At 70.3% G+C, this 21,915-nt stretch carries 20 protein-coding genes; 11 read left to right on the plus strand and 9 right to left on the minus strand.

Annotated features, from left to right (window positions below):
• Nucleotides 1-41: 41 nt before the first annotated feature.
• Complete coding sequence (locus tag ACFWDI_RS22595; protein ID WP_385306332.1) at nt 42-503, minus strand: ABA4-like family protein; 462 nt, start codon at nt 501-503, stop codon at nt 42-44.
• Nucleotides 500-1,477, minus strand: coding sequence for a hypothetical protein (locus ACFWDI_RS22600; protein ID WP_385306334.1), 978 nt, complete (start codon nt 1,475-1,477; stop codon nt 500-502). The genes ACFWDI_RS22595 and ACFWDI_RS22600 overlap by 4 nt, the downstream gene beginning before the upstream one ends.
• Before the next feature lie 112 nt (nt 1,478-1,589).
• Between ACFWDI_RS22600 and ACFWDI_RS22605 the strand changes: the two genes are divergently transcribed.
• Nucleotides 1,590-2,234, plus strand: coding sequence for a MerR family transcriptional regulator (locus ACFWDI_RS22605; RefSeq protein ID WP_385306336.1), 645 nt, complete (start codon nt 1,590-1,592; stop codon nt 2,232-2,234).
• A 296-nt stretch (nt 2,235-2,530) separates the two neighbouring features.
• Here ACFWDI_RS22605 and ACFWDI_RS22610 read toward each other — a convergent pair whose 3' ends face one another.
• The gene (locus ACFWDI_RS22610; RefSeq protein WP_385306338.1) at nt 2,531-3,379 is read right to left on the minus strand and encodes a siderophore-interacting protein; all 849 of its coding nucleotides are present in this window, start codon (nt 3,377-3,379) and stop codon (nt 2,531-2,533) included.
• A gap of 51 nt (nt 3,380-3,430) precedes the next feature.
• Nucleotides 3,431-4,336 (minus strand): 5'-3' exonuclease H3TH domain-containing protein, encoded by a 906-nt coding sequence (locus tag ACFWDI_RS22615; protein WP_385306475.1) that lies wholly within the window; start codon nt 4,334-4,336, stop codon nt 3,431-3,433.
• Between the two features lie 277 nt (nt 4,337-4,613).
• Here ACFWDI_RS22615 and ACFWDI_RS22620 point away from each other — a divergent pair, with 277 nt between their 5' ends.
• The 4 genes from ACFWDI_RS22620 to ACFWDI_RS22635 all read left to right on the plus strand — a co-directional run bounded on the left by ACFWDI_RS22620 (nt 4,614) and on the right by ACFWDI_RS22635 (nt 9,103).
• Nucleotides 4,614-5,768, plus strand: a complete 1,155-nt coding sequence (locus ACFWDI_RS22620) for a glycine betaine/L-proline ABC transporter ATP-binding protein (protein ID WP_385306339.1) — start codon at nt 4,614-4,616, stop codon at nt 5,766-5,768.
• Nucleotides 5,761-7,596 (plus strand): ABC transporter permease/substrate binding protein, encoded by a 1,836-nt coding sequence (locus tag ACFWDI_RS22625; protein WP_385306341.1) that lies wholly within the window; start codon nt 5,761-5,763, stop codon nt 7,594-7,596. The genes ACFWDI_RS22620 and ACFWDI_RS22625 overlap by 8 nt, the downstream gene beginning before the upstream one ends.
• A 185-nt stretch (nt 7,597-7,781) precedes the next feature.
• The gene (locus ACFWDI_RS22630) at nt 7,782-8,369 is read left to right on the plus strand and encodes a helix-turn-helix domain-containing protein (protein WP_385306477.1); all 588 of its coding nucleotides are present in this window, start codon (nt 7,782-7,784) and stop codon (nt 8,367-8,369) included.
• 11 nt (nt 8,370-8,380) lie between these two features.
• Nucleotides 8,381-9,103 (plus strand): helical backbone metal receptor, encoded by a 723-nt coding sequence (locus tag ACFWDI_RS22635; RefSeq protein WP_385306343.1) that lies wholly within the window; start codon nt 8,381-8,383, stop codon nt 9,101-9,103.
• A 90-nt stretch (nt 9,104-9,193) separates the two neighbouring features.
• Here the strand turns inward: ACFWDI_RS22635 and ACFWDI_RS22640 are convergent, their stop codons facing one another.
• Entirely contained in the window at nt 9,194-10,321 is a 1,128-nt protein-coding gene (locus ACFWDI_RS22640; protein WP_385306479.1) for a TDT family transporter, read from the minus strand.
• Nucleotides 10,322-10,391: 70 nt separating this feature from the next.
• Between ACFWDI_RS22640 and ACFWDI_RS22645 the strand changes: the two genes are divergently transcribed.
• Nucleotides 10,392-11,330, plus strand: a complete 939-nt coding sequence (locus ACFWDI_RS22645) for a LysR family transcriptional regulator (RefSeq protein WP_385306344.1) — start codon at nt 10,392-10,394, stop codon at nt 11,328-11,330.
• Between the two features lie 283 nt (nt 11,331-11,613).
• Here the strand turns inward: ACFWDI_RS22645 and ACFWDI_RS22650 are convergent, their stop codons facing one another.
• The 3 genes from ACFWDI_RS22650 to ACFWDI_RS22660 all read right to left on the minus strand — a co-directional run bounded on the left by ACFWDI_RS22650 (nt 11,614) and on the right by ACFWDI_RS22660 (nt 14,653).
• Entirely contained in the window at nt 11,614-12,297 is a 684-nt protein-coding gene (locus ACFWDI_RS22650; protein WP_385306346.1) for a gamma-glutamyl-gamma-aminobutyrate hydrolase family protein, read from the minus strand.
• A gap of 47 nt (nt 12,298-12,344) precedes the next feature.
• Nucleotides 12,345-13,790 carry an ethanolamine permease gene (gene eat, locus ACFWDI_RS22655; protein WP_385306347.1) on the minus strand — a complete coding sequence of 482 codons (1,446 nt, stop codon included), beginning with the start codon at nt 13,788-13,790 and terminating at the stop codon, nt 12,345-12,347.
• A gap of 143 nt (nt 13,791-13,933) precedes the next feature.
• The gene (locus tag ACFWDI_RS22660) at nt 13,934-14,653 is read right to left on the minus strand and encodes a FadR/GntR family transcriptional regulator (RefSeq protein WP_385306480.1); all 720 of its coding nucleotides are present in this window, start codon (nt 14,651-14,653) and stop codon (nt 13,934-13,936) included.
• An 86-nt stretch (nt 14,654-14,739) separates the two neighbouring features.
• Here ACFWDI_RS22660 and ACFWDI_RS22665 point away from each other — a divergent pair, with 86 nt between their 5' ends.
• The 5 genes from ACFWDI_RS22665 to ACFWDI_RS22685 all read left to right on the plus strand — a co-directional run bounded on the left by ACFWDI_RS22665 (nt 14,740) and on the right by ACFWDI_RS22685 (nt 20,635).
• A complete protein-coding gene (locus tag ACFWDI_RS22665) occupies nt 14,740-16,104 on the plus strand; it encodes a glutamine synthetase family protein (RefSeq protein ID WP_327322399.1) in 1,365 nt (454 codons plus the stop codon).
• A gap of 8 nt (nt 16,105-16,112) precedes the next feature.
• Entirely contained in the window at nt 16,113-17,495 is a 1,383-nt protein-coding gene (locus tag ACFWDI_RS22670; RefSeq protein WP_385306349.1) for an aldehyde dehydrogenase family protein, read from the plus strand.
• 6 nt (nt 17,496-17,501) lie between these two features.
• Nucleotides 17,502-18,284: a 3-oxoacyl-ACP reductase gene (locus ACFWDI_RS22675; protein ID WP_327322397.1), complete on the plus strand. Its 783-nt coding sequence runs from the start codon at nt 17,502-17,504 to the stop codon at nt 18,282-18,284.
• A gap of 103 nt (nt 18,285-18,387) precedes the next feature.
• Complete coding sequence (locus tag ACFWDI_RS22680) at nt 18,388-19,665, plus strand: haloacid dehalogenase-like hydrolase (protein WP_385306351.1); 1,278 nt, start codon at nt 18,388-18,390, stop codon at nt 19,663-19,665.
• 28 nt (nt 19,666-19,693) lie between these two features.
• The gene (locus ACFWDI_RS22685; protein WP_385306353.1) at nt 19,694-20,635 is read left to right on the plus strand and encodes a DUF2510 domain-containing protein; all 942 of its coding nucleotides are present in this window, start codon (nt 19,694-19,696) and stop codon (nt 20,633-20,635) included.
• A 58-nt stretch (nt 20,636-20,693) separates the two neighbouring features.
• On the opposite strand, the gene ACFWDI_RS22690 is transcribed toward ACFWDI_RS22685, so the two are convergent.
• The gene (locus tag ACFWDI_RS22690; protein ID WP_385306355.1) at nt 20,694-21,896 is read right to left on the minus strand and encodes an amino acid deaminase/aldolase; all 1,203 of its coding nucleotides are present in this window, start codon (nt 21,894-21,896) and stop codon (nt 20,694-20,696) included.
• Nucleotides 21,897-21,915 lie beyond the last annotated feature (19 nt).

Genomic DNA, 21,915 nt, shown 5'->3' on the forward strand with positions numbered 1-21,915 from the left:
GCACGCCGAACCGCTTCCTGACCGGAAGTCCGTTGAGCTTTCTAGTACGAGAGCGGGTGTACGGCCCGGTCCGTGGCTCCGGTCGCGGACCGGGCCTTCACCGCGCGCAGCACCAGGAAGACGGGCAGGGCGAACGGCGACAGGAGGATGGTCAGCACCAGCAACGGGCCCATCACCAGGGGATGGATACCCAGCCGCCGCGCCTCGAGGAACATCCACTGGCCGATGAGCAGATCCCAGGCGATGACCTGTGCCCAGAGGGCGCCGGCGCCGTTGGCCCGTACCGTCAGCTCGCGGAAGGTGTCGATGTCCGGGCTGCTCACCGCGGTCCAGAGCTCCGGGAAGACCGGTACCGCCATGACGACATAGATGACGAGGACACCCGAGATGGTCCAGGGCGACGCGGCCAGCCGCGCGGTCGGCGGCCAGGCGGGCGCGAAGATCATCAGCAGCCAGAACGGGGCTGCCAGCCAGAAGGTGATTTCAAAGAGCGCTCCGGTCATGCCACAAGCTCCTTCTCGGTGTCATCTGCGGTGCCCTGTGCGGGAGTTGGTGCGGGAGTTGTGCTCAGGAGCGATACGAGCGCTCCGGCTGCGGCGGCGACGAGGATCAGGGCCGCGGCGCCGAGCGTCGCACCGTCCGGGTGGATCAGCGGCTGGCCGCGCAGCGCCTGCCAGGTAACGAGGGCGAGCACGGCGGCGTACGTGCCCGAGGCGACCAGCACGAGCCGCAGCCGTACGCGCTCGTCCCGCAGCCGGGGGAAGCGCGGAGCCAGGACGATGAGCGCGAGCAGGAAGAGCGGGATCAGTTGAAGGGCGTGCATACCGACGAAGTGCGGGATGCGGAGATCGCCGCCGGTGGTCGACCAGCCGGTGAGCGGCATGGCGGGACCGCCTTCGGGTACGCCGACGCTGTGGGCGCCGACCACCTGGGAGACGCTGCGGCCACCGGCCGCCTCCTGCTCCGGAGTCGCCCGTGTCATCAGGTTTCCGAGGGCGGCGCCCACCAGTGCGATGGCCGCGCCGAGCCGCATCGCCCAGGCGGCGGCGCGGTCGGCCATCGGCGAGCGGAACAACAGGATGACGATGATCAGAGAGCTGATCCAGAGGGTGACGATGGTCGCCCCCATGATGTTGAACAGCATCCCGTCGAAGGCGGTTTCGAAGTTGAAGTGACTGCGCTTGCCGCGGATCACCTGCCCGGTGATGATCACCATCTCGATCGCGCCGGTCAGCGCGACGACGGTGCCGGCCCACCAGCCCACCCGGCGGCCGCGGCCGGCCAGCGAGAGCATCCAGGCCAGCGTCAGCGCGTAGATCATCAGTGAGGCCGAGAACTTGAGGGGCTTGAACCAGATCGGCGAGCCCACCAGAACCCGGTCGTCGACGACCATGCCCACGCCGGACACGACGAATACGACCGCCATCGAGGCGGCGAAGACCATGAGCGGCCGGTGCCAAGAACGCCATGAAGACATAGGTATCCCCTCCGTCGGATTCCTCGAATAGATAGCGGAACTATCTGCTATCCGATAGTGGAACTATCTATGATGAGGCTGTGGCTGGCAAGAGCGGAGAGGTGAACACGCGGTGCGCATCGGAGAGTTGAGTCGCAGAACCGGGGTCCCGGTGCCGACGATCAAGTACTACGTCCGTGAAGGCCTGCTTCCCGCCGGGCAGCTGACGAGCCCGAACCAGGCGAGCTACGACGACGCGCACGAGCGCAGGCTGCGGCTGATCCGCGCGCTGCTCGATGTGGGCGGGCTGAAGGTGGCGGCGATCGCGGAGGTCCTCGCGGCGGTCGACGACCCCGGCCAGTCCGTGCACAAGGTGCTGGGCGCGGCCACGGACCCCATCGTCCCGCGGTACGCCGAAGGTGAGCCGGACGCGGAGCTCGAAGGGGCGCGCGAGGAGGTCCGGGAACTGATCGCACGGCGTGGCTGGCGGGTGGACGACGACACCCCGGCCGCCGAGGCGCTCGCGGCCGCGCTGGCCGCGATGGACCGCGTGGGGCACGGAGCCTTCATCGAAGTGCTGGACGACTACGCGTCCGCCGCGGAACAGGTGGCGCGTGCGGACATCGCGTATGTCGGACGCCGGGCGGGCCTTGACGACCTGGTGGAGAGCGTGGTGATCGGCACGGTGCTGGGTGACGCGGTGCTGGTCGCACTGCGCCGACTTGCCCACGTGGACGTCTCGGCACGCCGGTACGGGGACGACAGGCCGCCGGACTGAAGGGACGAGGGGGCCGAATTGAGGGACGAGGGGGTCGGGCTGAGGGGGCGAGGGGGTCGGGCTGAGGGGGCGAGGGGTCGGTGTCCGATGCCGTTCCCCCTTTCGCGCGGCCGACTTTGCCCGTCACGTAGAGAACGTCCGACGGCTCTGCCCGCTGCGTAGAGAACGGCCGACGGCTCCACGCAGAGAACGGCATCGCTCGGCCGCGCGCCGGACAGGTCCGGGCCGAGCCCCCTGCCCCAGGAACGAAAACGCCCCCGGCCGCAACCGCAGCCGAGGGTCAGGAGACGCCTGCGTCAGGCCGCCTTCTCCTGTTCCTGTTCCCGTTCCACCTGATCGTTCCATTCGCGCTTCACCGCGCGCCACGCCTCGTCGTCCTGGCCCAGTCGCCAGTACCCCGAGATCGACAGATGCTCGCGCGGAATCTGCCGGTCCAGCCGCAGGTGGCGCCGCAGCTCCCGTACGAACGCCGCCTCGCCGTGCACGAACGCGCAGACGTCGCCGGCCGGGAACTCCAGCGCGGTGACCGCCGCGACCAGTGCCTCACCGGCCGGCCGGGCCCCGCGGTGCAGCCAGTTGATCTCGACTCCCTCGGGCGTGTCGACCTTCTGCTCGTCCTCGGGGCCGTCGACCTCGACGAAGGCGTGGACACGAGCGCCCGCCGGCATCGCCTCCAGTGACGCGGCGATCGCCGGCAGTGCGCTCTCGTCGCCCACCAGCAGATGCCAGTCCGCCGTCGCAGCCGGGGCATAGCCGCCGCCGGGCCCCAGGAAGCGCACCGTCTCGCCCACCCGCGCCCGGGCCGCCCACGGCCCGGCCAGGCCTTCGTCGCCGTGAACCACGAAATCGACCGTCAGCTCACGCTGCGACGGATCCCAGCTCCGTACCGTGTATGTGCGGTTGGCCGGCCACTGCTCGCGCGGGAACTCCTCGCGGATCCGGTCGATGTCGAACGGCTCCGGATATGTCACTCCATCGGGCGCGAACAGCAGCTTGATGTAGTGGTCGGTGAACTCGTCGATGGCGAACCCGGCAAGGCCCTCACCGCCCAGCACGACGCGCACCATGTGAGGCGTGATCCGCTCCACGCGCATCACCTGCGCCTCGTGGGCCTTCCTTGCCTTGCGGGTCGGTCGTTCTGCCACGGCGGTCTCCCCTGAACTCGTGCAGTGCTTAGGCTTGCCTAAGCTAACACCTCAGCCCTGGAGTGTGGACAGCAGACGCTTGAGCGCGCCACCGAGGCCCCACTGGGCCGCGAGCTCGTCGAGCGACGCCGGATCCCGCGGCTCGGAGGGCAGCGCGGGGTCGAAGTCGGGCAGCGATACGTCCGAAGCCACCCGTACGACCTTGGGCGCGACCGCGACATAGTCCCGCGCCTCGTCGAGCCGCTTGCGCTGCGACGGTGTCAGCTTGGCGAGCGGATCGTCGACGGCGGCCATGATCCCGGCCAGGTCGCCGAACGAGTCCAGCAGCTTGGCCGCGGTCTTCTCACCGATCCCGGGCACACCCGGCAGCCCGTCGCTGGGGTCGCCGCGCAGCAGCGCCAGATCGACATAGCCCGGTCCGTCGACGCCGTACTTCTCGCGCAGCCACGCCTCGTCCGTGACCTGCAGTGTCCCGACGCCCTTCAGCGGATACAGCACGCGCCGGCCGCGGGCGTCGTCGACCAGCTGGAAGAGGTCGCGGTCGCCGGTGACGATGTCGACGGGCCCGGTGGCGCGCCCTGTGAGCGTGCCGATGATGTCGTCCGCCTCGTACCCGTCCACGCCGACACGGGCGATGCCGAGGGCGTCGAGCACATCCACGATCACCGGAACCTGGGGCGAGAGGGTGTCCGGGGTCTCTTCCTCGTCCGGCCCCGTCTCCGTCTCGACGGCGACGCGGTGTGCCTTGTACGAAGGGATCAGCTCGACCCGCCAGTGCGGCCGCCAGTCGTTGTCCCAGCAGGCCACGAGGTCGTCGGGGCGGTGGTCCTGGACCAGCCGGGCGATGAAGTCGAGCAGTCCGCGCACGGCGTTGACCGGAGTGCCGTCGGGGGCCCGTACCGAGTCGGGGACCCCGAAATAGGCCCGGAAGTACAGGGAAGCGGTGTCGAGGAGCATCAGGCGTCGCGTCACAACCCTGATGATGCCGCACCCCACCGACAGCCACCCGCTCTCCACCCACAGCGGCCCCCTCGCACCGCCCTCGTGAGGTGGGTCACTGTCGGGTTTGGCCCGAAAGGGCGAGGGCAGGCGGGGACCCGGAGCGGACCCCGCGGCACGGCTTTGGATCAAGACGGCCGGCACATGCCACGGGCAAGCGGGCGGAACCCGTCCTGCTCCACGGCTCGCCTGCGGGGGTTGGCGAGCCGTTTTCGGTTCAACGCGTGAGGTGTATGTGTCCAGGCTGCAAGCCGAGCACTTGTACAAAGTGTTCGGCAGACGACCCGATGAAGCGGTGCGCAAGCTCGAGAGCGGCAGTGACCGCGACGAGCTGCGCGCCGACGGAACGACCGCAGCGGTGATCGACGCATCGTTCGCCGTCGAGCCGGGGCAGATATTCGTCGTCATGGGTCTGTCCGGGTCCGGTAAGTCCACGCTGCTGCGCATGCTGAACGGACTGCTCGAGCCCACCGCCGGACGCGTGCTCTTCGACGGTCAGGACCTGACCGCCCTGAGCCCCCGCGAGCTGCGCTCCGTACGCTCGACCAAGATCAGCATGGTGTTCCAGCACTTCGCGCTCTTCCCGCACCGCAGCGTGCTGGAGAACGCCGGCTACGGCCTCGAGGTGCAGGGTGTTCCGCGCGCCGAGCGCGACAAGCGCGCCGCCGAGGCCCTGGAGCTGGCCGGCCTCGCCGGCTGGGAGAACTCCTGGCCCGACGAGCTCTCCGGCGGTATGCAGCAGCGCGTCGGCCTGGCCCGCGCGCTCGCCACCGACGCCGATCTGCTGCTGATGGACGAGTCCTTCAGCGCCCTCGACCCGCTGATCCGCCGCGATATGCAGGACCAGCTGCTCGAGCTGCAGAAACGGCTCAAGAAGACCATCGTCTTCATCACCCACGACCTCAACGAGGCCATGCGCCTCGGCGACCGGATCGCGGTGATGCGGGACGGCAGGATCGTCCAGCTCGGCACAGCCGAGGACATCCTGGTCACCCCGGCCAACGACTATGTCGCCTCCTTCACCCAGGACGTCGACCGCTCGCGGGTGCTGACCGCCGGCGCGATCATGGCCGATCCGCAGACGTCGTTCGGCAGGAAGACGGACAGCGGCAAGGAACTGCGCAACGCCAAGGACGTGCTCGCCGCGGCGCCCGCCACCGTCTCCGCCGACACGCCGATCATCGAGCTGTTCACCGCCTGCTCCACCAGCGGCGTCGCCGTAGCCGTCATCGACGACGAGGGGGAGCTGATCGGCGTCGTACCGCGCGCCCGGCTGCTCGCGGTCCTCGGCGAGCCGATGACCCCGGCAGCGATTCCGCCGCAGGACGCGGGATCGCGGCAGGCTGCGGTCCCGCAGCAGGGCGTGACCAAGGAGGTGGCCAGTGCCTAGGCTCCATCTCGGCGACTGGGTCGACGCCGGTGTCAACTGGCTCCAGTCCCATCTCTCCTGGCTCTTCGACGCCATCACCTCGGTCGTCACCGGTATGTACGACGGCATCGACGCGGCGCTCTCCGCGCCCCAGCCGCTGCTCTTCGCGGGCATCCTCGCGGTCGTCGCCTGGTGGCTGCGCGGGCTGCTCGGCGGCGTGCTGGCCTTCGCCGGCTTCGCGCTGATCGACTCCATCGAGCTGTGGGACGACGCGATGTCGACCCTCTCCCTGGTGCTCGTCGCCACGATCGTCACCCTGGTGATCGCCGTACCGCTCGGTATCTGGGCCTCGCGCTCCAAGACCGTCAGTGCCGTGACCCGGCCGGTCCTGGACTTCATGCAGACCATGCCGGCGATGGTCTATCTGATCCCCGGCATCATCTTCTTCGGCGTCGGCGTGGTCCCCGGCATCATCGCCACCATCGTCTTCGCCCTGCCGCCCGGTGTACGGATGACCGAGCTCGGCATCCGGCAGGTCGACAAGGAGCTCGTCGAGGCCGCCGAGGCCTTCGGCACCACGCCGCGCAACACCCTGCTCCGCGTCCAGCTCCCGCTCGCCCTGCCCACGATCATGGCCGGAATCAACCAGGTGATCATGCTGGGTCTGTCCATGGTCGTCATCGCCGGCATGGTCGGCGGCGGCGGTCTCGGCGGCGCGGTCTACCGCGCCATCGGCAATGTGGACATCGGCCTCGGCTTCGAAGCGGGCATCTCCATCGTCATTCTGGCGATGTACCTCGACCGGATGACCGGCGCGCTGGGCCGTCAGGTCTCACCGCTCGGCCGTCGCGCCCTCGCCAAGGCGAAGTCGCTGACCGGCGGGGTGAAGATCTGGAACTACCGTCCGCAGCCGGCCGTCGCCGTCGCGGGCGTCGTCGTCCTCGCGCTCGTCGCGGGCGGCATGGGCATGTTCGGCGGAGGCAAGTCCGCCGACGCCTCGGCCGCCGGCACCGTCGGCCAGGGCAAGAAGGTCTCCATCGGATACATCCCGTGGGACGAGGGCATCGCCTCCACCTTCCTCTGGAAGGAGATGCTGGAGAAGCGCGGCTTCGAGGTCGAGACCAAGCAGCTGGAGGCCGGCGCGCTCTACACCGGTCTGGCCGGCGGCCAGGTCGACTTCCAGACCGACTCCTGGCTCCCGGTCACCCACGCCCAGTACTGGAAGAAGTACCAGAACAAGCTCGAGGACCTGGGCCCCTGGTACGGCCCCACCTCGCTGGAGCTCTCCGTCCCCTCGTACATGAAGGGCATCGACTCCCTCGAGGACCTCAAGGGCAAGTCGAGTCAGTTCAAGGGCCGGATCGTCGGCATCGAGCCGAGCGCCGGAATGATGGGCATCCTCAAGGACAAGGTCCTGAAGGACTACGGCCTGGAGGGCGAGTACAAGGTCGTCGACGGCTCGACGCCCGGCATGCTCGCCGAGCTGAAGCGCGCGTACGACAAGAAGGAACCCATCGTCACCACGCTGTGGTCGCCGCACTGGGCGTACAGCAGCTACGACCTGAAGAAGCTCAAGGACCCCAAGGGCTCCTGGGGCAAGGGCGACGGTGTGCACACCCTGGCCCGCAAGGGCTTCGCCGCCGACAACCCGCAGGTCGGCAAGTGGCTAAAGAACTTCAAGATGACCGAGAAGCAGCTCACGGACCTTGAAGCCAAGATCCAGACGACGGGCAAGGGCAAGGAGCAGGACGCGGTACGCGCCTGGCTCAAGGAGAACCCGGACCTCGCCGAGAAGTGGACGCCGGTCGCCAAGTCGGGCAAGGCCGCGAACACGATGGCTCCGCAGTAGCGGTTGAGCGTTGTACGAAGGGGTGGGCCCCGCTGTCGGCGGGGCCCACCCCTTCGGGCTTTCCGGGCCGGGTCGGCCGCGGTACCGGCCCGCTCCCTGAGCACCGGCGGTCGGAAGCTGCGTAAGGTGAGACAGGACCAGGGAGGGGAGCCCGGCTGATGGACGCGATGGACGCGATGGACGCGATGGACGCGAAGGACGCGAAGGACCCGAAGGAGACTGAACCCCTTCGGGTGGGCGCGGCCGTCCGCAGGCGCCGCCGGGCCCTTGACCTCACGCTGGCCGCCGTGGCGGAGCGCAGCGGTCTCTCCGTGCCCTTCCTCAGCCAGATCGAGAACGAGCGGGCCCGCCCCAGCATGCGTTCGCTCCAGCGAGTCGCCGACGCGCTGGAGACCACGGCCGGCCGGTTGATCGCCGCATCCGACGCCGCCCGCACCATCAATGTCGTACGCGCCCCGGACGACACCGGGCCCCCGCCCGACGCCACGACCCGCCGCCTCGTGCGCGGACAGCATCAGCTGCAAGCCCTCGAATTCACCGGTGAGCAGGATGCGGGACGCGAGTTCCAGCACCGCAACGACGAGCTGATGTACGTCGCCGAAGGTACGGCGGAGGTCGAGGCGGAAGGACGCGCCTACCGGCTCGCGCGCGGCGACACCCTCTTCCTCTCCGGCGGCGTCCGGCACCGCTGGCGCGCCACCACGCCCGACACCCGGATCCTGGTCGTCACCGTCTCCGACCACATCGACGCGTCCGCGGACCAGCGGCGCTGAGGGCGGCCCCGGTGCGTGTCGTCTCGCTGGTGCCCTCGCTGACCGAGGCCGTGGCCCTCAGCGCACCCGGGCTGCTGGTCGGGGCCACGGACTGGTGCAGCCATCCCGCGGACCTCGATGTCGTACGGATCGGGGGCACCAAGAACCCGGATACGGCGGCCGTGGTCCGGCTCCGCCCGGATCTCGTGATCGCGAACGAGGAGGAGAACCGGGAGCCCGATCTGGCCGCACTGCGGGCGGCGGGCCTCGAGGTCCTCGTCACCGAGGTACGCGATCTGGAGCAGGCGTTCCGCGAGCTGCAGCGGGTGCTGGTGGCCGGGTGCGGGGTGGCGCGGCCGCGCTGGCTCGACGAGGCGGAGGCGGCGTGGGCCGCGGTCGCGTCGTTGGGGGAGTGGCGGGCGTTCGTGCCGATCTGGCGGCGACCGTGGATGGTGCTCGGCCGCGACACCTTCGCCGGTGATCTGCTGGCCCGGCTCGGCGTCAGGAACGTGTACGCGGGGCACGCCGAGCGCTATCCGCGTATCCCGTTGGAGGAACTGCGGGACCGCGGCGCCCAGCTGGTGGTCCTGCCCGACGAGCCGTACCGCTTCGCGGCCGACGACGGACCCGAGGCCTTTCCCGGGCTGCCCGCCGGGCTTGTCAGCGGCCGCCATCTGACCTGGTACGGGCCCTCACTGGCCGAGGCGCCCGCGGTGCTCGGCGCGGCGCTGCGACGAGCAACCCAGCAGATGTAACTGCGTTGTACGGCCGACGACTGAGTGCGTCAGATGTCGTCGGCCGGACACCGCCCGGACTCTGCTCAGCACAGAGGATCAGCGGCGGTGCTACCGCCGTACAGGTGCTGCGAGCAGTGCTCCGCTGAACAGACCGCGCAGGGTACGCACCCCGGTCACGGCCCACGCCGTGACGAGCAGCACGAACAGGCCGACCGCGAGCCACTCGAACGGGGCCCGCCCGGTGTGGGCCGCCAGAGCCTCCGCGCCGGTCACACACGTACCGACCGGGAAGGTGAAGGCCCACCAGGTCATCGTGAACGGCATGCCTTCGCGCGCGGCCCGCACCACCGTCGCGCCCGCGAGCGCCAGCCACATCAGCGCGAAACCCATCACCGGGACGCCGTAGATCACCGCGAAGGTGCCGAGACCGGTGGCGTACGGAGCCGAGATCGCGGCCGGAGCCACGTCCGCGAGCCTGTTGACGGCGGTGGTCGACTGGCCGAGCGGTCCGAGGACCAGGAAGAGGGCGGGAGTGAGCGCGAGCGGCAGCGGGCCGTGGTGCACGAGCCGGGCGAAGACCATCGGCAGGATGACGAGGGTGGCCAGCAGACTGATCCCGAACATCGCATAGCTCCCGAACAGCATCGCCTCCCGCCACGGGCCGGCGGGCAGATGAGGCACCAGCAGGGGACCGAGCGAGGCGGAGACCATGGGGGAGACGACGGGGAGCAGCCAGACGGGCGAGGCGGTGCCGGGCGTCACCAGGTGGCGTACGACCATCAGGTACGGGACGACGGCGGCGGCGGAGAGTCCGATGAGGGTGCCGACGCCGAAGAGCACGGCTGCGGCCGCCACGGCCGCGCGCTCGCCGATGATGTCCTGGCCCACGGTCAGCGTGCCGATGCCGACGGCCAGCAGCGCCATGGACAGGCAGCCGTAGAAAGGTGCGATCGCCGGGTCGACGAAGTGGGCGCGGGCCTGGTCGCGGTGGTGGATCCAGTGCGTGGCGCGCGCTGCCAGGACGAGGGCCAGCAGCACGGCGGAGAGCACCCACACCGCGGCGCAGGCCGTCCGCAGCCCCGGGACATCGACGGGGAGGGCGACGCCGGCGTTCGCGACGATGGCGGTGCCCATGACGGTCGCGTACCAGTTGGGGCCGAAGTGGCGGAACGAGGGCAGCCGTACGTCCGCGAGTGCGACGGCGGTGCGTGGGCGGGGCTGCACGGCGGTGACCATGTCTCCACTGTCACGCGGGGTGAGGGGCCCCACCAGGGATCACTCCTCTATGGCCCCATAAGCTGGATTTATGAGCGACGAGGACGACGGACGGGTACCGCTCGCACACCGGGTGCCGGATCTGGGCGCGCTGGAGCTACTGCTCGCTGTCGCCCGGCACGGCAGTCTGGGACGTGCGGCGCGCGAGCTCGGGATCACCCAGCCGGCCGCGAGCAGCCGGATCCGCTCGATGGAACGGCAGCTGGGCGTGGCCCTGGTCGACCGGTCGCCGCGCGGCTCCCGGCTCACGGACGCCGGTGCGCTCGTCACGGACTGGGCGCGGCGGGTGGTGGAGGCGGCGGAAGCGTTCGACGCGGGGGCGCAGGCGCTGCGGGGGCGGCGCGATTCGCGGCTGCGGGTGGCGGCTTCGATGACCATCGCGGAGTACCTGCTGCCGGGCTGGCTGATCGCGCTCCGTGCCGAGCGCCCCGGCACTGCGGTTTCGCTGATGGCCGGAAACTCGGCGATGGTGGCCCGGCGCCTGCTCGCGGGCGAGGCGGATCTGGGCTTCGTGGAGGGCCTGTCCGTGCCGGAGGGCCTGGACGGGACGCCCATCGGCCACGACCGGCTCGTCGTGGTGGCCGCGCCGAGCCACCCGTGGGCCCGCCGCCGGGCACCGCTGACGCCGGCGGAACTGGCGGCAACCCCGCTGATCCTCCGCGAACGGGGTTCGGGCACCCGCCAGGTCCTCGACTCGGCGCTCAGCGAGTACGGGGGCCTCGCGGAGCCGCTCCTGGAGCTCGCGTCGACGACGGCGGTCAAGGCGGCGGCGGTGAGCGGTGCGGGCCCGGCGGTCCTGAGCGAACTGGCGGTCACGGAGGAACTGACGGCGCGCCGCCTGACGGCCGTCCCGGTGGAGGATGTGGACCTTCACCGGGACCTGCGTGCCGTCTGGCCGACGTCGCATCGGCCGACGGGCCCGGCGCGGGATCTGCTCACGCTGACGAGGGGACGCCCGGCGTCGGGCTGAGCCGGATTCCCGCGCGTCGATCGCCTGCGGCGGGCTTGCCCCCACCCCGCCCCTTCCCGTAACCGGGGCTCCGCCCCGGGCCCCGCGCCTCAATCGCCGGCGGGGCTGGTTTCCGGGGCCCGCGCCTCAATCGCCGGCGGGGCTGGTTTCCGGGGCCTGCGCTTCAGTCGCCGGCGGGGTTGGGTTCCGGGGCTCCGCCCCGGAACCCGAGCCTCAAACGCCGGCGGAGCTGGGGTCCGAGGGTTCTATCCCCGGGCCCCAGCTCCGCAATCGCCGGAGGTGCTCAATGAGACGACGCCGCCGCGACCAGCGCCGACATCACTCGGTCGTCCTCGCCCGCCTCCGGATGCCACTGCACCCCCAGCGCCCACCCCGCACCCGGCAGTTCCACCGCCTCCACCGTGCCGTCCTGCGCGTACGCGCTCGCCACCAGCGCGTCCGCCAAGCGGTCCACCGACTGGTGGTGGTATGTAGGGACCGACGACTCCTCCGGCACGATCTCCGCATACCGCGTCCCGGGCACAGGTTTCACCGTGTGCCGGCCGAAGACGCCCACACCCCCGACATGCCCGTCCAGGTGCTGGACCAGCGTCCCGCCGAGCGCCACGTTCAGCAGCTGCAGGCCCCGGCAGATCCCCAGCAGCGGCGTGCGGGACTCCAACGCCGCCCGGATCAGGGCGAGTTCCCACGCGTCCCGGTCCCGCGCCGGTGGGCCGGTGCGGGCATCGGGCTCGGCCCCGTACCGTACGGGCTCGACATCCGCACCGCCCGCGATGACGAGCCCGTCCAGCCGTGACACGACCGACTCGGCCAGGGCCGGATCGTCCGGTGGGAGCAGCGCGGCGAGGCCGCCTGTCGCCTGGACGAGGCGCGGATACCCGGCGGGCAGCAACGCCGCGGGCATCTCCCACACGCCCCATTTGGCCGGCTCCAGATAGGTCGTGACGCCGATCAGCGGCTTGGACACAGTGACTCCGTTCAGCTTCGTTCGAATGTCGCTCGTTCGAGTTCAGCTCAGTCGCGTTCGAGTTCCGCCTCGGCCGCCGCCAGCGCCGCGAACTCCTCCTCCGGCGCCCGCGCGACCAGATGGTGCCGACTGTAGATCGCGAAGTAGGCGAGAGCGACGGCGTAGACGCCCAGCGCGATGAACGCCGCGTCCTTGTCCACCAGGAACGTCGCCACCAGCGCGGACAGCGCAAGGACGAAGGCGACGGACGAGGTGAGAATGCCGCCGGGCGTGCGGTACGGGCGGTTGAGTTCGGGCTCGCGGCGCCGCAGCACAATGTGCGAGAGAGCCATCAGCGCGTACGAGATCGTCGCGCCGAAGACCGCGATGTTCAGCATCCGCGCCCCGTTGCCCGTCGCCGCCGCCAGCGCGAAGCCGATCGCTCCCGGGATCAGCAGTCCGAGATACGGCGACTTCCGGCGGCTGGTCAGCGAGAGGAAGCGCGGCAGATAGCCGGCCCGCGAGAGCGCGAAGAGCTGGCGCGAGCCCGCGTAGATGAGGGAGAAGAAGGACGCCACCAGGCCCGCCAGGCCCGCGTAGTTGACGAAGCGGCTCAGCGCGGTCGGGTCGCCGTCTCCCTGCAACGCCACCACCAGCGGGTTTCCGGCCTCCTGGATGGCGTTCGAGCCGCGTGCGCCGGTCGAGGCGAAGAAGGTCAGCACGGCCAGCAGCACCAGGATGCCCATGGAGATCGAGAGCGCCCGCGGCATGGAGCGCACCGGGTCCTTCGCCTCCTCCGCCGCCAGCGGTACACCCTCGACGCCGAGGAAGAACCACATGCCGAACGGGAACGCCGACCAGATGCCCAGCAGCCCGAACGGCAGCCAGGAGCCCGAGCCGAGCGCGTTCTTGTCCACGGGGATGTCGTCGAGCCCGCCCGCGCTGAACTCGGTGAACGCGCCGACCGCGAAGATCAGCAGTGCCGCGACCGCGATCGCCGTCACCACCAGGCTGAAGCGCAGCGCCTCGCCGACACCCCACAGATGGATGCCGATGAAGATCGCGAAGCAGGCGAGATAGACCGGCCAGCCGGACTCCAGGCCGAAGAGGCCGAGCGATTCGACGTAGTCGCCGATGAAGATGGAGATCGCGGCGGGCGCGAGGATGTACTCGATGAGGATCGCGGTACCGGTCAGGAACCCGCCCCAGGTCCCGAGCGCGCGTCGGGCGAAGCCGTAGCCGCCGCCCGCTGTCGGCAGGATCGCGGAGAGTTCGGCGAGCGCGAAGACCAGGCAGGCGTACATCACGCCCATGAGCAGCGTGGCTATCGCGAGTCCGCCGAAGCCGCCCTTGGACAGGCCGATGTTCCAGCCGGAGAAGTCCCCGGAGACGACATAGGCGACGCCGAGGCCGGTGAGCAGAAGCCAGCCGGCGCTGCCCCTGCGCAGCGTGCGGCGGTTGAGGTAGGCGTCGTCGGCCGGTGATGGCGCGCGCGTGGTGGTGTCTTCGGCCATGAGTCGCTCCTGGCAGAGGTCAAAGGTTTGTGGGCACACCTTTGCGCTAGCCATCACGGATGCGCAAGCCCCGCGCGTAAAGCCGAGGTTACGGATCGGTTGACGCGAAGGGTCATGGGAAGGGGCAGGGAAGGTCGGGAAGGTCAGGGAAGGAAGCCGCGCAGCAGCGCCGCCGTCCCCTCGCAGTGCTCCCGCATCACCTCGCGGGCCGCGTCCGCATCCGCGTCGAGCACCGCCTCGACCAGTGCGGTGTGCTGATGCTGCGAGTGCTCGAGGTTCCGTACGAGCAGCGGAATGCAGTCCAGCAGCTCGTTCAGCGTCGCCCGCACCGCGGCGTACTGCGCGGTCAGCGTGGGGGAGCCGGAGAGCTCGGCGAGGGTGAGATGCAGCAGTGTGTCCTGCCTGCGGTACTCGGCGAGCGGTGCGTCGTGCGTCGCGGCCAGTGCCGTACGCAGCTGGTCCGCGCCCTCCTCGGTCAGGCCGTGCGCGGCGCAGAGACCGGCCGCTCCCACCTCGAGAACCTCCCGGAAACGCAGCGTGTCCTCGACGTCCACCGCCGCCACGCGCCGCCGCAGCTCGTCCTCGCCGTGACTGTCGGGGCGCTGCAGCACAAACGTTCCGCCGTACCGGCCGCGCCGGCTCTCCACCAGCCCCTGGTCGGTGAGGACCTTCAGCACTTCGCGCAGCGTGACCCGGCTGATCCCCATCCGTTCCGAGAGCTCGCGCTCCGCGGGCAGCCGCTCCCCGCCGGGGACCAGGCCGAGCCGCAGCAGCTGAAGAATCTGTTCCAGCGCTTCTTCGAAGCCGTTGCCCGCGCGCACGGGGCGCAGTACGGGTGTCAGCCGGTCGGCCGGTTGATTCATCTTCACCACGTCGCCGTTTCCTCTTCCCAGACAATGGTCTTCGGTAATACCTTAAGGCTTCCGGCTGACCCAAGGAGGCGTATCCCGTGGCAGACCGCAAAGCCCCGCTCGGGGTCGAGGAGCTTCGTGCCCTCGTCGCGAGCGGTGAGATCGACACAGTCGTCCTGGCCTTCCCCGATATGCAAGGGCGGCTCCAGGGCAAGCGGTTCGCCGCACCCTTCTTCCTCGACGAGGTCCTGGAACACGGCACCGAGGGCTGCAACTACCTCCTCGCCGTCGACACCGAGATGAACACCGTCGACGGATACGAGATGTCCTCCTGGGAGCGCGGCTACGGCGACTTCGCCATGCACCCCGACCTCACCACACTGCGCCGCATCCCCTGGAACGAGGGCACGGCGCTGCTCGTCGCCGACCTCGCCTGGAACGACGGCTCACCCGTCGTCGCCGCACCCCGCCAGGTGCTGCGCCGCCAGCTGGACCGCCTCGCCGAGCACGGCTTCACCGCACATGTCGGCACCGAGCTCGAGTTCATCGTCTTCAGGGACACGTACGAGGAGGCCTGGGACCGCAACTACCGCGACCTCATCCCGGCCAACCAGTACAACATCGACTACTCCGTTCTCGGCACCGGCCGTATCGAACCGCTGCTGCGCAGGATCCGCAACGAGATGGCCGCGGCCGGCCTGACCGTCGAGTCCGCCAAGGGCGAGTGCAACCCCGGCCAGCACGAGATCGCCTTCAAGTACGACGAGGCCGTGGTCACCTGCGACCAGCACGCCGTCTACAAGACCGGCGCGAAGGAGATCGCCTCCCAGGAAGGTGTCTCGCTCACCTTCATGGCCAAGTACAACGAGCGCGAGGGCAACTCCTGTCATATCCACCTCTCGCTCCAGGACGAGCACGGCACAAACGTCATGGCCGGCGACGGACCCGGCGGAATGTCGCAGGTCATGCGGCACTTCCTGGCCGGGCAGCTGGCCGCGCTGCGTGACTTCTCGCTGCTGTACGCGCCCAACATCAACTCGTACAAGCGCTTCCAGCCCGGCTCCTTCGCGCCGACCGCCGTCGCCTGGGGCTACGACAACCGCACCTGCGCGCTCCGCGTCGTCGGCCACGGCCGCTCGATGCGCTTCGAGAACCGGCTGCCGGGCGGCGACGTCAACCCGCACCTGGCCGTCGCGGGCCTGGTCGCCGCCGGTCTGTACGGAATCGAGCAGAAGCTGGAGCTGCCCGAGGAGTGCACGGGCAACGCGTACACCGCCGGATACGCGCAGGTCCCCACCACGCTGCGCGAAGCCGCCGAGCTCTGGGAGAACAGCCCCATCGCCAAGGCGGCCTTCGGCGACGAAGTCGTCGCGCACTACCGCAACATGGCGCGGGTCGAGCTGGAAGCGTTCGACGCCGCGGTGACCGACTGGGAGCTCCGCCGCTCCTTCGAACGTCTGTGAGGGACGCCTTGTCGTACACGCACCACGAGGTCACGCACCACGAGGTACTCAACCCCGCCACCGGGCAGGTCGTCGAGATCGTCCCGGCGACGACGGCCGCCGAAGTGGACGCCGCCGTCGCGCGGGCCGCGAAGGCGCAGCAGGGTTGGGCGGCCGCGGCCCCCGCAGACCGGGCCAGACTGCTGCGCCGGTTCGCCGCGGTCGTCGACGAGCACCTCGAAGAACTGGCCCTGTTGGAGGTCCGCGAGGCCGGTCACACGATCGGCAACGCCCGCTGGGAGGCCGGCAACGTCCGCGATCTCCTCGACTTCGCGGCCGGGGGAGTGGAACGGCTCAACGGCCGCCAGATCCCGGTCGCCGGCGGACTCGACATCACGATCCTCGAACCGCTCGGCGTCATCGGCGTGATCGCGCCCTGGAACTTCCCCATGCCGATCGCCGCCTGGGGTACGGCCCCGGCCCTCGCCGCAGGAAACGCCGTACTCCTCAAGCCGGCCGAGACGACCCCGCTGACCGCGCTGCGGCTCGCCGAACTCGCCCTGGAGGCAGGCCTTCCCGAGCACCTCTTCCAGGTGCTCCCGGGCGCGGGCGACGTCACGGGCAACGCGCTGGTCGAACACCCCGGCGTCGCGAAGATCGTGTTCACCGGCTCCACCCGGGTCGGCAAGCAGATCATGGCCAAGAGCGCCGACCGCCTGAAGCGCGTGACACTCGAACTCGGCGGCAAGAGCCCCAACATCGTCTTCGCCGACTCCGACCTCGAGGCCGCGGTTGCCGCCACCCCCATGTCGTTCCTGGACAACTCGGGACAGGACTGCTGTGCACGCAGCCGTGTGCTGGTGCAGCGTTCCGTGTACGACCGCTTCCTCGAACTCCTCGCCCCCGGGATCGAGTCCGTCGTCGTCGGCGACCCGTCCGACGAGAAGACCCAGATGGGTCCGCTGATTTCGCAGGCGCAGCTGGAGCGGGTGCGTGGTTACGTACCCGAAGAGCTGAAGGGGATCCGCGGCACCGCCCCCGACGGCCCCGGCTTCTGGTTCCCGCCGACCGTCCTCACCGACCTCGAACCGGACGCCCCGGCTGCCTGCGAGGAAGTCTTCGGCCCGGTCGCCGTCGTCCTCCCCTTCGAGGACGAGGCCGACGCGATCCGGCTCGCCAACGCCACCGAGTACGGCCTGTCCGGCTCGATCTGGACCCGCGACGTCGGCCGCGCGATCCGCGTCTCGCGTGCCGTCGCCGCCGGCAACCTCTCGGTCAACTCCCACAGCAGCGTCCGCTACTGGACCCCGTTCGGCGGCTACAAGCAGTCCGGACTCGGCCGCGAACTGGGCCCGGACGCCCTCACCGCTTTCACCGAAACCAAGAACGTCTTCATCAGCACGGAGGCCTGAACCACCATGACCGAAACCCCTGTGTGCCGCCGCCTCGTGGGCCGTACCGCAGTCATCACCGGCGCCGGCAGCGGAATCGGCCTGGCCACCGCGCGCCGCCTCGCCTCCGAGGGCGCGAACGTCGTCTGCGGCGACATCGACGAGACCGCGGGCAAGGCGGCGGCCGACGAGGTCGGCGGCACCTTCGTACGTGTCGACGTGACCAACCCCGAGCAGGTCGAGGCGCTGTTCAAGACGGCGTACGACACCTACGGCAGCGTCGACATCGCCTTCAACAACGCGGGCATCTCGCCGCCCGACGACGACTCCATCCTCACCACAGGACTGGAGGCCTGGAAGCGCGTCCAGGACGTCAATCTCACCTCTGTCTACCTCTGCTGCAAGGCCGCCATCCCCTATATGCAGCGCCAGGGCCGCGGCTCCATCATCAACACCGCGTCCTTCGTGGCGATCATGGGCGCGGCGACCTCTCAGATCTCGTACACCGCGTCCAAGGGCGGCGTGCTCGCCATGTCGCGCGAACTCGGCGTGCAGTTCGCCCGCGAGGGGATCCGGGTGAACGCGCTCTGCCCGGGGCCGGTCAACACCCCGCTCCTGCAGGAGCTGTTCGCCAAGGACCCGGAGCGCGCCGCGCGCCGGCTCGTCCACATCCCGGCCGGACGGTTCGCCGAGGCGGACGAGCTCGCCGCCGCCGTGGCCTTTCTCGCCAGCGACGACTCCTCGTTCATCAATGCCACCGACTTCCTGGTCGACGGCGGAATCTCGGGCGCGTACGTCACGCCTCTGTAGGTCATCCGCTTCTTCGCCTCTGTAGTTCCTTCCGCAGCAACCACCCCGACAGCCGGGCGTCGCACGACGCCCGGCTGTTCTGCGTACACCGAGGAGGATGTTCATGAACCACAAGCACGGCTGGCCCGCGGCAGCCGCAGCGCTCGCCATCGCCGGAACCGGTCTCGCCGCCGCCCAGCCCGCCCATCCCGCCCAGGCGAAGCCGCGGAGCTGCCCGACGCTGGAGATCTCGCAGGGCTGGTACGGGGAGAACAAGGCGCGGCTCCAGCAGCTGATCGACGACCACGGACGCTGCGGCGATCACCGCAAGGGGAGGGACAAGCCCGTCGCCGTCTTCGACTGGGACAACACCGTCGTCAAGAACGATGTCGGCGACGCGACCATGTTCTGGATGCTGCGCAACAGCAAGATCCGCCCGCCCAGGGGCGGTGACTGGCGCACCACCAGTCGCCATCTGACCGCCGAGGCCGCCGGCTCGTTGAAGACCGCCTGTCCCACCGGCGTGCGGACGCTCCCCACGGGCACCGACACACGCTGCGCCGACGAGATCAACTCCGTCTACTCCGAGGGCACCACCACGAGCGGTGGGACCGCCTTCGCCGGCTTCGACCACCGCCGGACCGAGCCGCAGTACGCCTGGCTCGCCCAGCTGATGAACGGCTGGACGACCCGGCAGATCCAGAGCTTCGCCGCCGCTGCCCGCGCCGAGAACCTGGCCGCGCCCATCGGCGCCGAGCAGCAGGTCGGCTCGGGCAGGGCGACCGGCTGGGTGCGCTATTACGACCAGCAGCGCGATCTGATCCGTACTCTGCAGAAGGCCGGCTTCGACGTCTGGATCACCTCGGCCTCGCCCGAGCCCGTCGTCGACGTCTGGGCGCGCGGAGTCGGCATCGCAGCGGACCACTCGCTCGGTATCCGCAGCGTCACCGAGCACGGCCGCCTCACATCGCATCTCAAGGGCTGCGGCACGGTCGCGGACGGCGACGACTCGATGATCACGTACATCGACGGCAAGCGCTGCTGGATCAACAAGGAGATCTTCGGGGTGCGAGGCGCGGCCGCCGAGAAGGTCCAGCCCGTCCACCGGCGGCAGGTGTTCGCGGCGGGCGACTCCGACACCGACATCTCCTTCCTGCGGGACGCGACCGGCCTTCGGCTGGTCCTCAACCGCAACAAGAAGGAAGTCATGTGCCGCGCCTACGACAACGGTGACGGCCGCTGGATCGTCAACCCGATGTTCATAGAGCCGAAGAAGCGGCAGGTCGCCCCATACCCCTGCGCGACCTCGGCATTCACCGAGCAGGACGGCACATCCGCGCCCGTACGCAGGGCGGACGGCAGCGTCGTTCCCGACCAGCGGGACTCGGTGTACCCGTCCTGAACGGGCCCCCTAAGGTGGCCGGATGAGCATGACGACACCGGCTGGCTGGTACCCGGACTCGAACGCGCCCGGCACCGAACGCTGGTGGGACGGGACCGCCTGGACCGCGCACACACGCCCGGTCCAGGCGCAGGTCCCCGCCGCCCCGGTGCCGGGCTTCGGCCCGCAGACCATGCCGATGCATCAGTCGGCCCTCGCACGCGGCGGCAGTGGCGGCAAGAGCCGTGTCGTCGCGCTCGTCACCGCGGGCGTCGTACTCGTCGCCGCGGTCGCCACCGCTGCCGTGCTGCTCGGCAAGGACGGGTCCGCGAAGCCCGAGTCCGCGCCGAGCGTCAGCGAGCCGGCCCCCACCATGGCCGACCCCAAGAACACTCCCGCCACCACCCCGCCGGCGACGGACGGCTCCGCTCTCCTGACCGACCAGCTCAACGGCATCTCCATGCCCATCCCGGCCGGCTGGGAGAAGTCCGACAGCTCCCTCGACGAGGGCACGACGATGGTGACGGACGAGACGTACGAATGCCCCGTCGGCGGCTCGCCGCTCTGTCGGCACGGCCGGGTGTCGTCCATCACGGCGACACAGACCGGTGATTCCTCCGTCGAAGCGCTGGCCAGGAAGGACATCGTGACGGCGGCGGACGACGCGTACGAGGAAGACGCCGTCGGCAACCGTATCCACGGCGGCATCAAGTCCCACACGGTGCTCAAGTCGCAGTCCGTCGCGGTTGCCGGACGCGCCGGCTACCTCGTGCGCTGGCGGGTCACCACCGGAGCCGGTCCCGGCGGCTACGTCCAGTCGCTGGCCTTCCCCTCGACCGTGGGCAGCGAGGCACTGGTCGTCGTCCGCTTCGCCTTCGACGCGGGTCCGCAGGGGCCCGAGCTCACCGACATGGACAAGATCGCCGCGAGCATCCGCCCGATCGGCGACTCCACGAGCGGCGGGGTCGGCAGCAGCATCGGCCCGGGCTAGGACCCGGCTGACTGCCTCCGTGCTCAGAGGAATCCGTACTCATCAGCGGAATCCGTACTCAGAGGAAGGTGCGGCCCTCGCCCCGGTACGTCGGCGCCGTACCGGTCACCCGGTCGCCCTCGATCAAGTGCAGTGTGTCGAACCGCTCGCACATCTCCCCGGCCTTGGCATGCCGGAACCACACCTTGTCGCCGATCAGCAGATCGTCGGCGGGTGCGCCGAGCAGCGGGGTCTGCACCTCGCCGGGCCCCTCCTGCGGGTCGTAGCGCAGCCCTTCCGGGAGATACGGCACCGGCAGCCGGTCCGCACCCGCCGCACCGGAGGCCGGGTAGCCGCCGCCGAGTACCGTGATCACACCCACGCCCGGCCTGCGCACCACCGGCTGGGCGAAGAGTGCGGCCGGACGCCCCGTGAACGACGTGTAGTTGTCGAACAGCCGCGGTACATACAGCCCGGAACCGGCGGCGATCTCCGTGACCGCGTCCTCGGCCGCCGTGTGCTGGACACTGCCGGTGCCACCGCCGTTGACGAACTCCAGGTCCGGCGTCACCGCCCGTACGGCACGCACCACCGCCGCCCGCCGGGCCGCCAGCTCCTTGCGCGCCGCGCCCTGCATCAGCCGGATGGCGCGGGAGCGTATCGGGCGCCCGGCGAGGGAGTCGCCCACACCCGCGACATGCCCCTCGTACGCCATCAGCCCCACCAGCCGGAAGCCGGGGCGACGCGCGATCGTCCGGGCCAGCTCGGCCAGTTGGGCCGCCTCGCGCAGCGGGGAGCGCAGCGCGCCGATCCGCACCCGTCCGCCGAGCAGTTTCAGGGACGTGTCCAGCTCCAGACAGATCCGGACCTCTTCCGTGCCGCCGTCGCGGGCGCGGTCGATCAGCTCCAGCTGAGCCGGATCGTCGACCATCACGGTCACCGCGGCGGCGAGCTTCGGGTCGGCGGCCAGCTCGGCGAAACCGGCCCGGTCCGCGGACGGGTACGCGAGCAGCACATCGTCGAAGCCCGACCTGGCCAGCCACAGGGACTCGGCCAGCGTGAAGGACATGATTCCGGCGAACCCGTCCCGCTCCAGCACCCGTTCCAGCAGCGCCCGGCAGCGTACGGACTTGCTCGCCACCCGGATCGGCTTGCCGCCCGCTCTGCGCACCAGATCGTCCGCGTTGGCGTCGAACGCGTCGAGATCGACGACGGCGAGCGGTGCGTCGAGCTGGGCAGTGGCCCTGTCGTAGCGGGCCCGGTCAGCTGCACGGGGAGTCATGGCCTGAGCTTGCCAGACC

It is taken from the genome of Streptomyces sp. NPDC060064 (assembly GCF_042736455.1).
Classification (GTDB): Bacteria; Actinomycetota; Actinomycetes; order Streptomycetales; family Streptomycetaceae; genus Streptomyces.

Excerpts from the sequence above, each read along its gene's own strand:
- ACFWDI_RS22685 (WP_385306353.1), top strand. The coding sequence starts at position 19,694 with ATGACGACACCGGCTGGCTGGTACCCGGACTCGAACGCGCCCGGCACC.
- ACFWDI_RS22675 (WP_327322397.1), top strand. The coding sequence starts at position 17,502 with ATGACCGAAACCCCTGTGTGCCGCCGCCTCGTGGGCCGTACCGCAGTC.
- ACFWDI_RS22615 (WP_385306475.1), bottom strand. The coding sequence starts at position 4,336 with ATGCTCCTCGACACCGCTTCCCTGTACTTCCGGGCCTATTTCGGGGTC.
- ACFWDI_RS22600 (WP_385306334.1), bottom strand. The coding sequence starts at position 1,477 with ATGTCTTCATGGCGTTCTTGGCACCGGCCGCTCATGGTCTTCGCCGCC.
- ACFWDI_RS22630 (WP_385306477.1), top strand. The coding sequence starts at position 7,782 with ATGGACGCGAAGGACGCGAAGGACCCGAAGGAGACTGAACCCCTTCGG.
- ACFWDI_RS22680 (WP_385306351.1), top strand. The coding sequence starts at position 18,388 with ATGAACCACAAGCACGGCTGGCCCGCGGCAGCCGCAGCGCTCGCCATC.
- ACFWDI_RS22690 (WP_385306355.1), bottom strand. The coding sequence starts at position 21,896 with ATGACTCCCCGTGCAGCTGACCGGGCCCGCTACGACAGGGCCACTGCC.
- ACFWDI_RS22660 (WP_385306480.1), bottom strand. The coding sequence starts at position 14,653 with ATGAATCAACCGGCCGACCGGCTGACACCCGTACTGCGCCCCGTGCGC.
- eat (WP_385306347.1), bottom strand. The coding sequence starts at position 13,790 with ATGGCCGAAGACACCACCACGCGCGCGCCATCACCGGCCGACGACGCC.
- ACFWDI_RS22645 (WP_385306344.1), top strand. The coding sequence starts at position 10,392 with ATGAGCGACGAGGACGACGGACGGGTACCGCTCGCACACCGGGTGCCG.
- ACFWDI_RS22595 (WP_385306332.1), bottom strand. The coding sequence starts at position 503 with ATGACCGGAGCGCTCTTTGAAATCACCTTCTGGCTGGCAGCCCCGTTC.
- ACFWDI_RS22640 (WP_385306479.1), bottom strand. The coding sequence starts at position 10,321 with ATGGTCACCGCCGTGCAGCCCCGCCCACGCACCGCCGTCGCACTCGCG.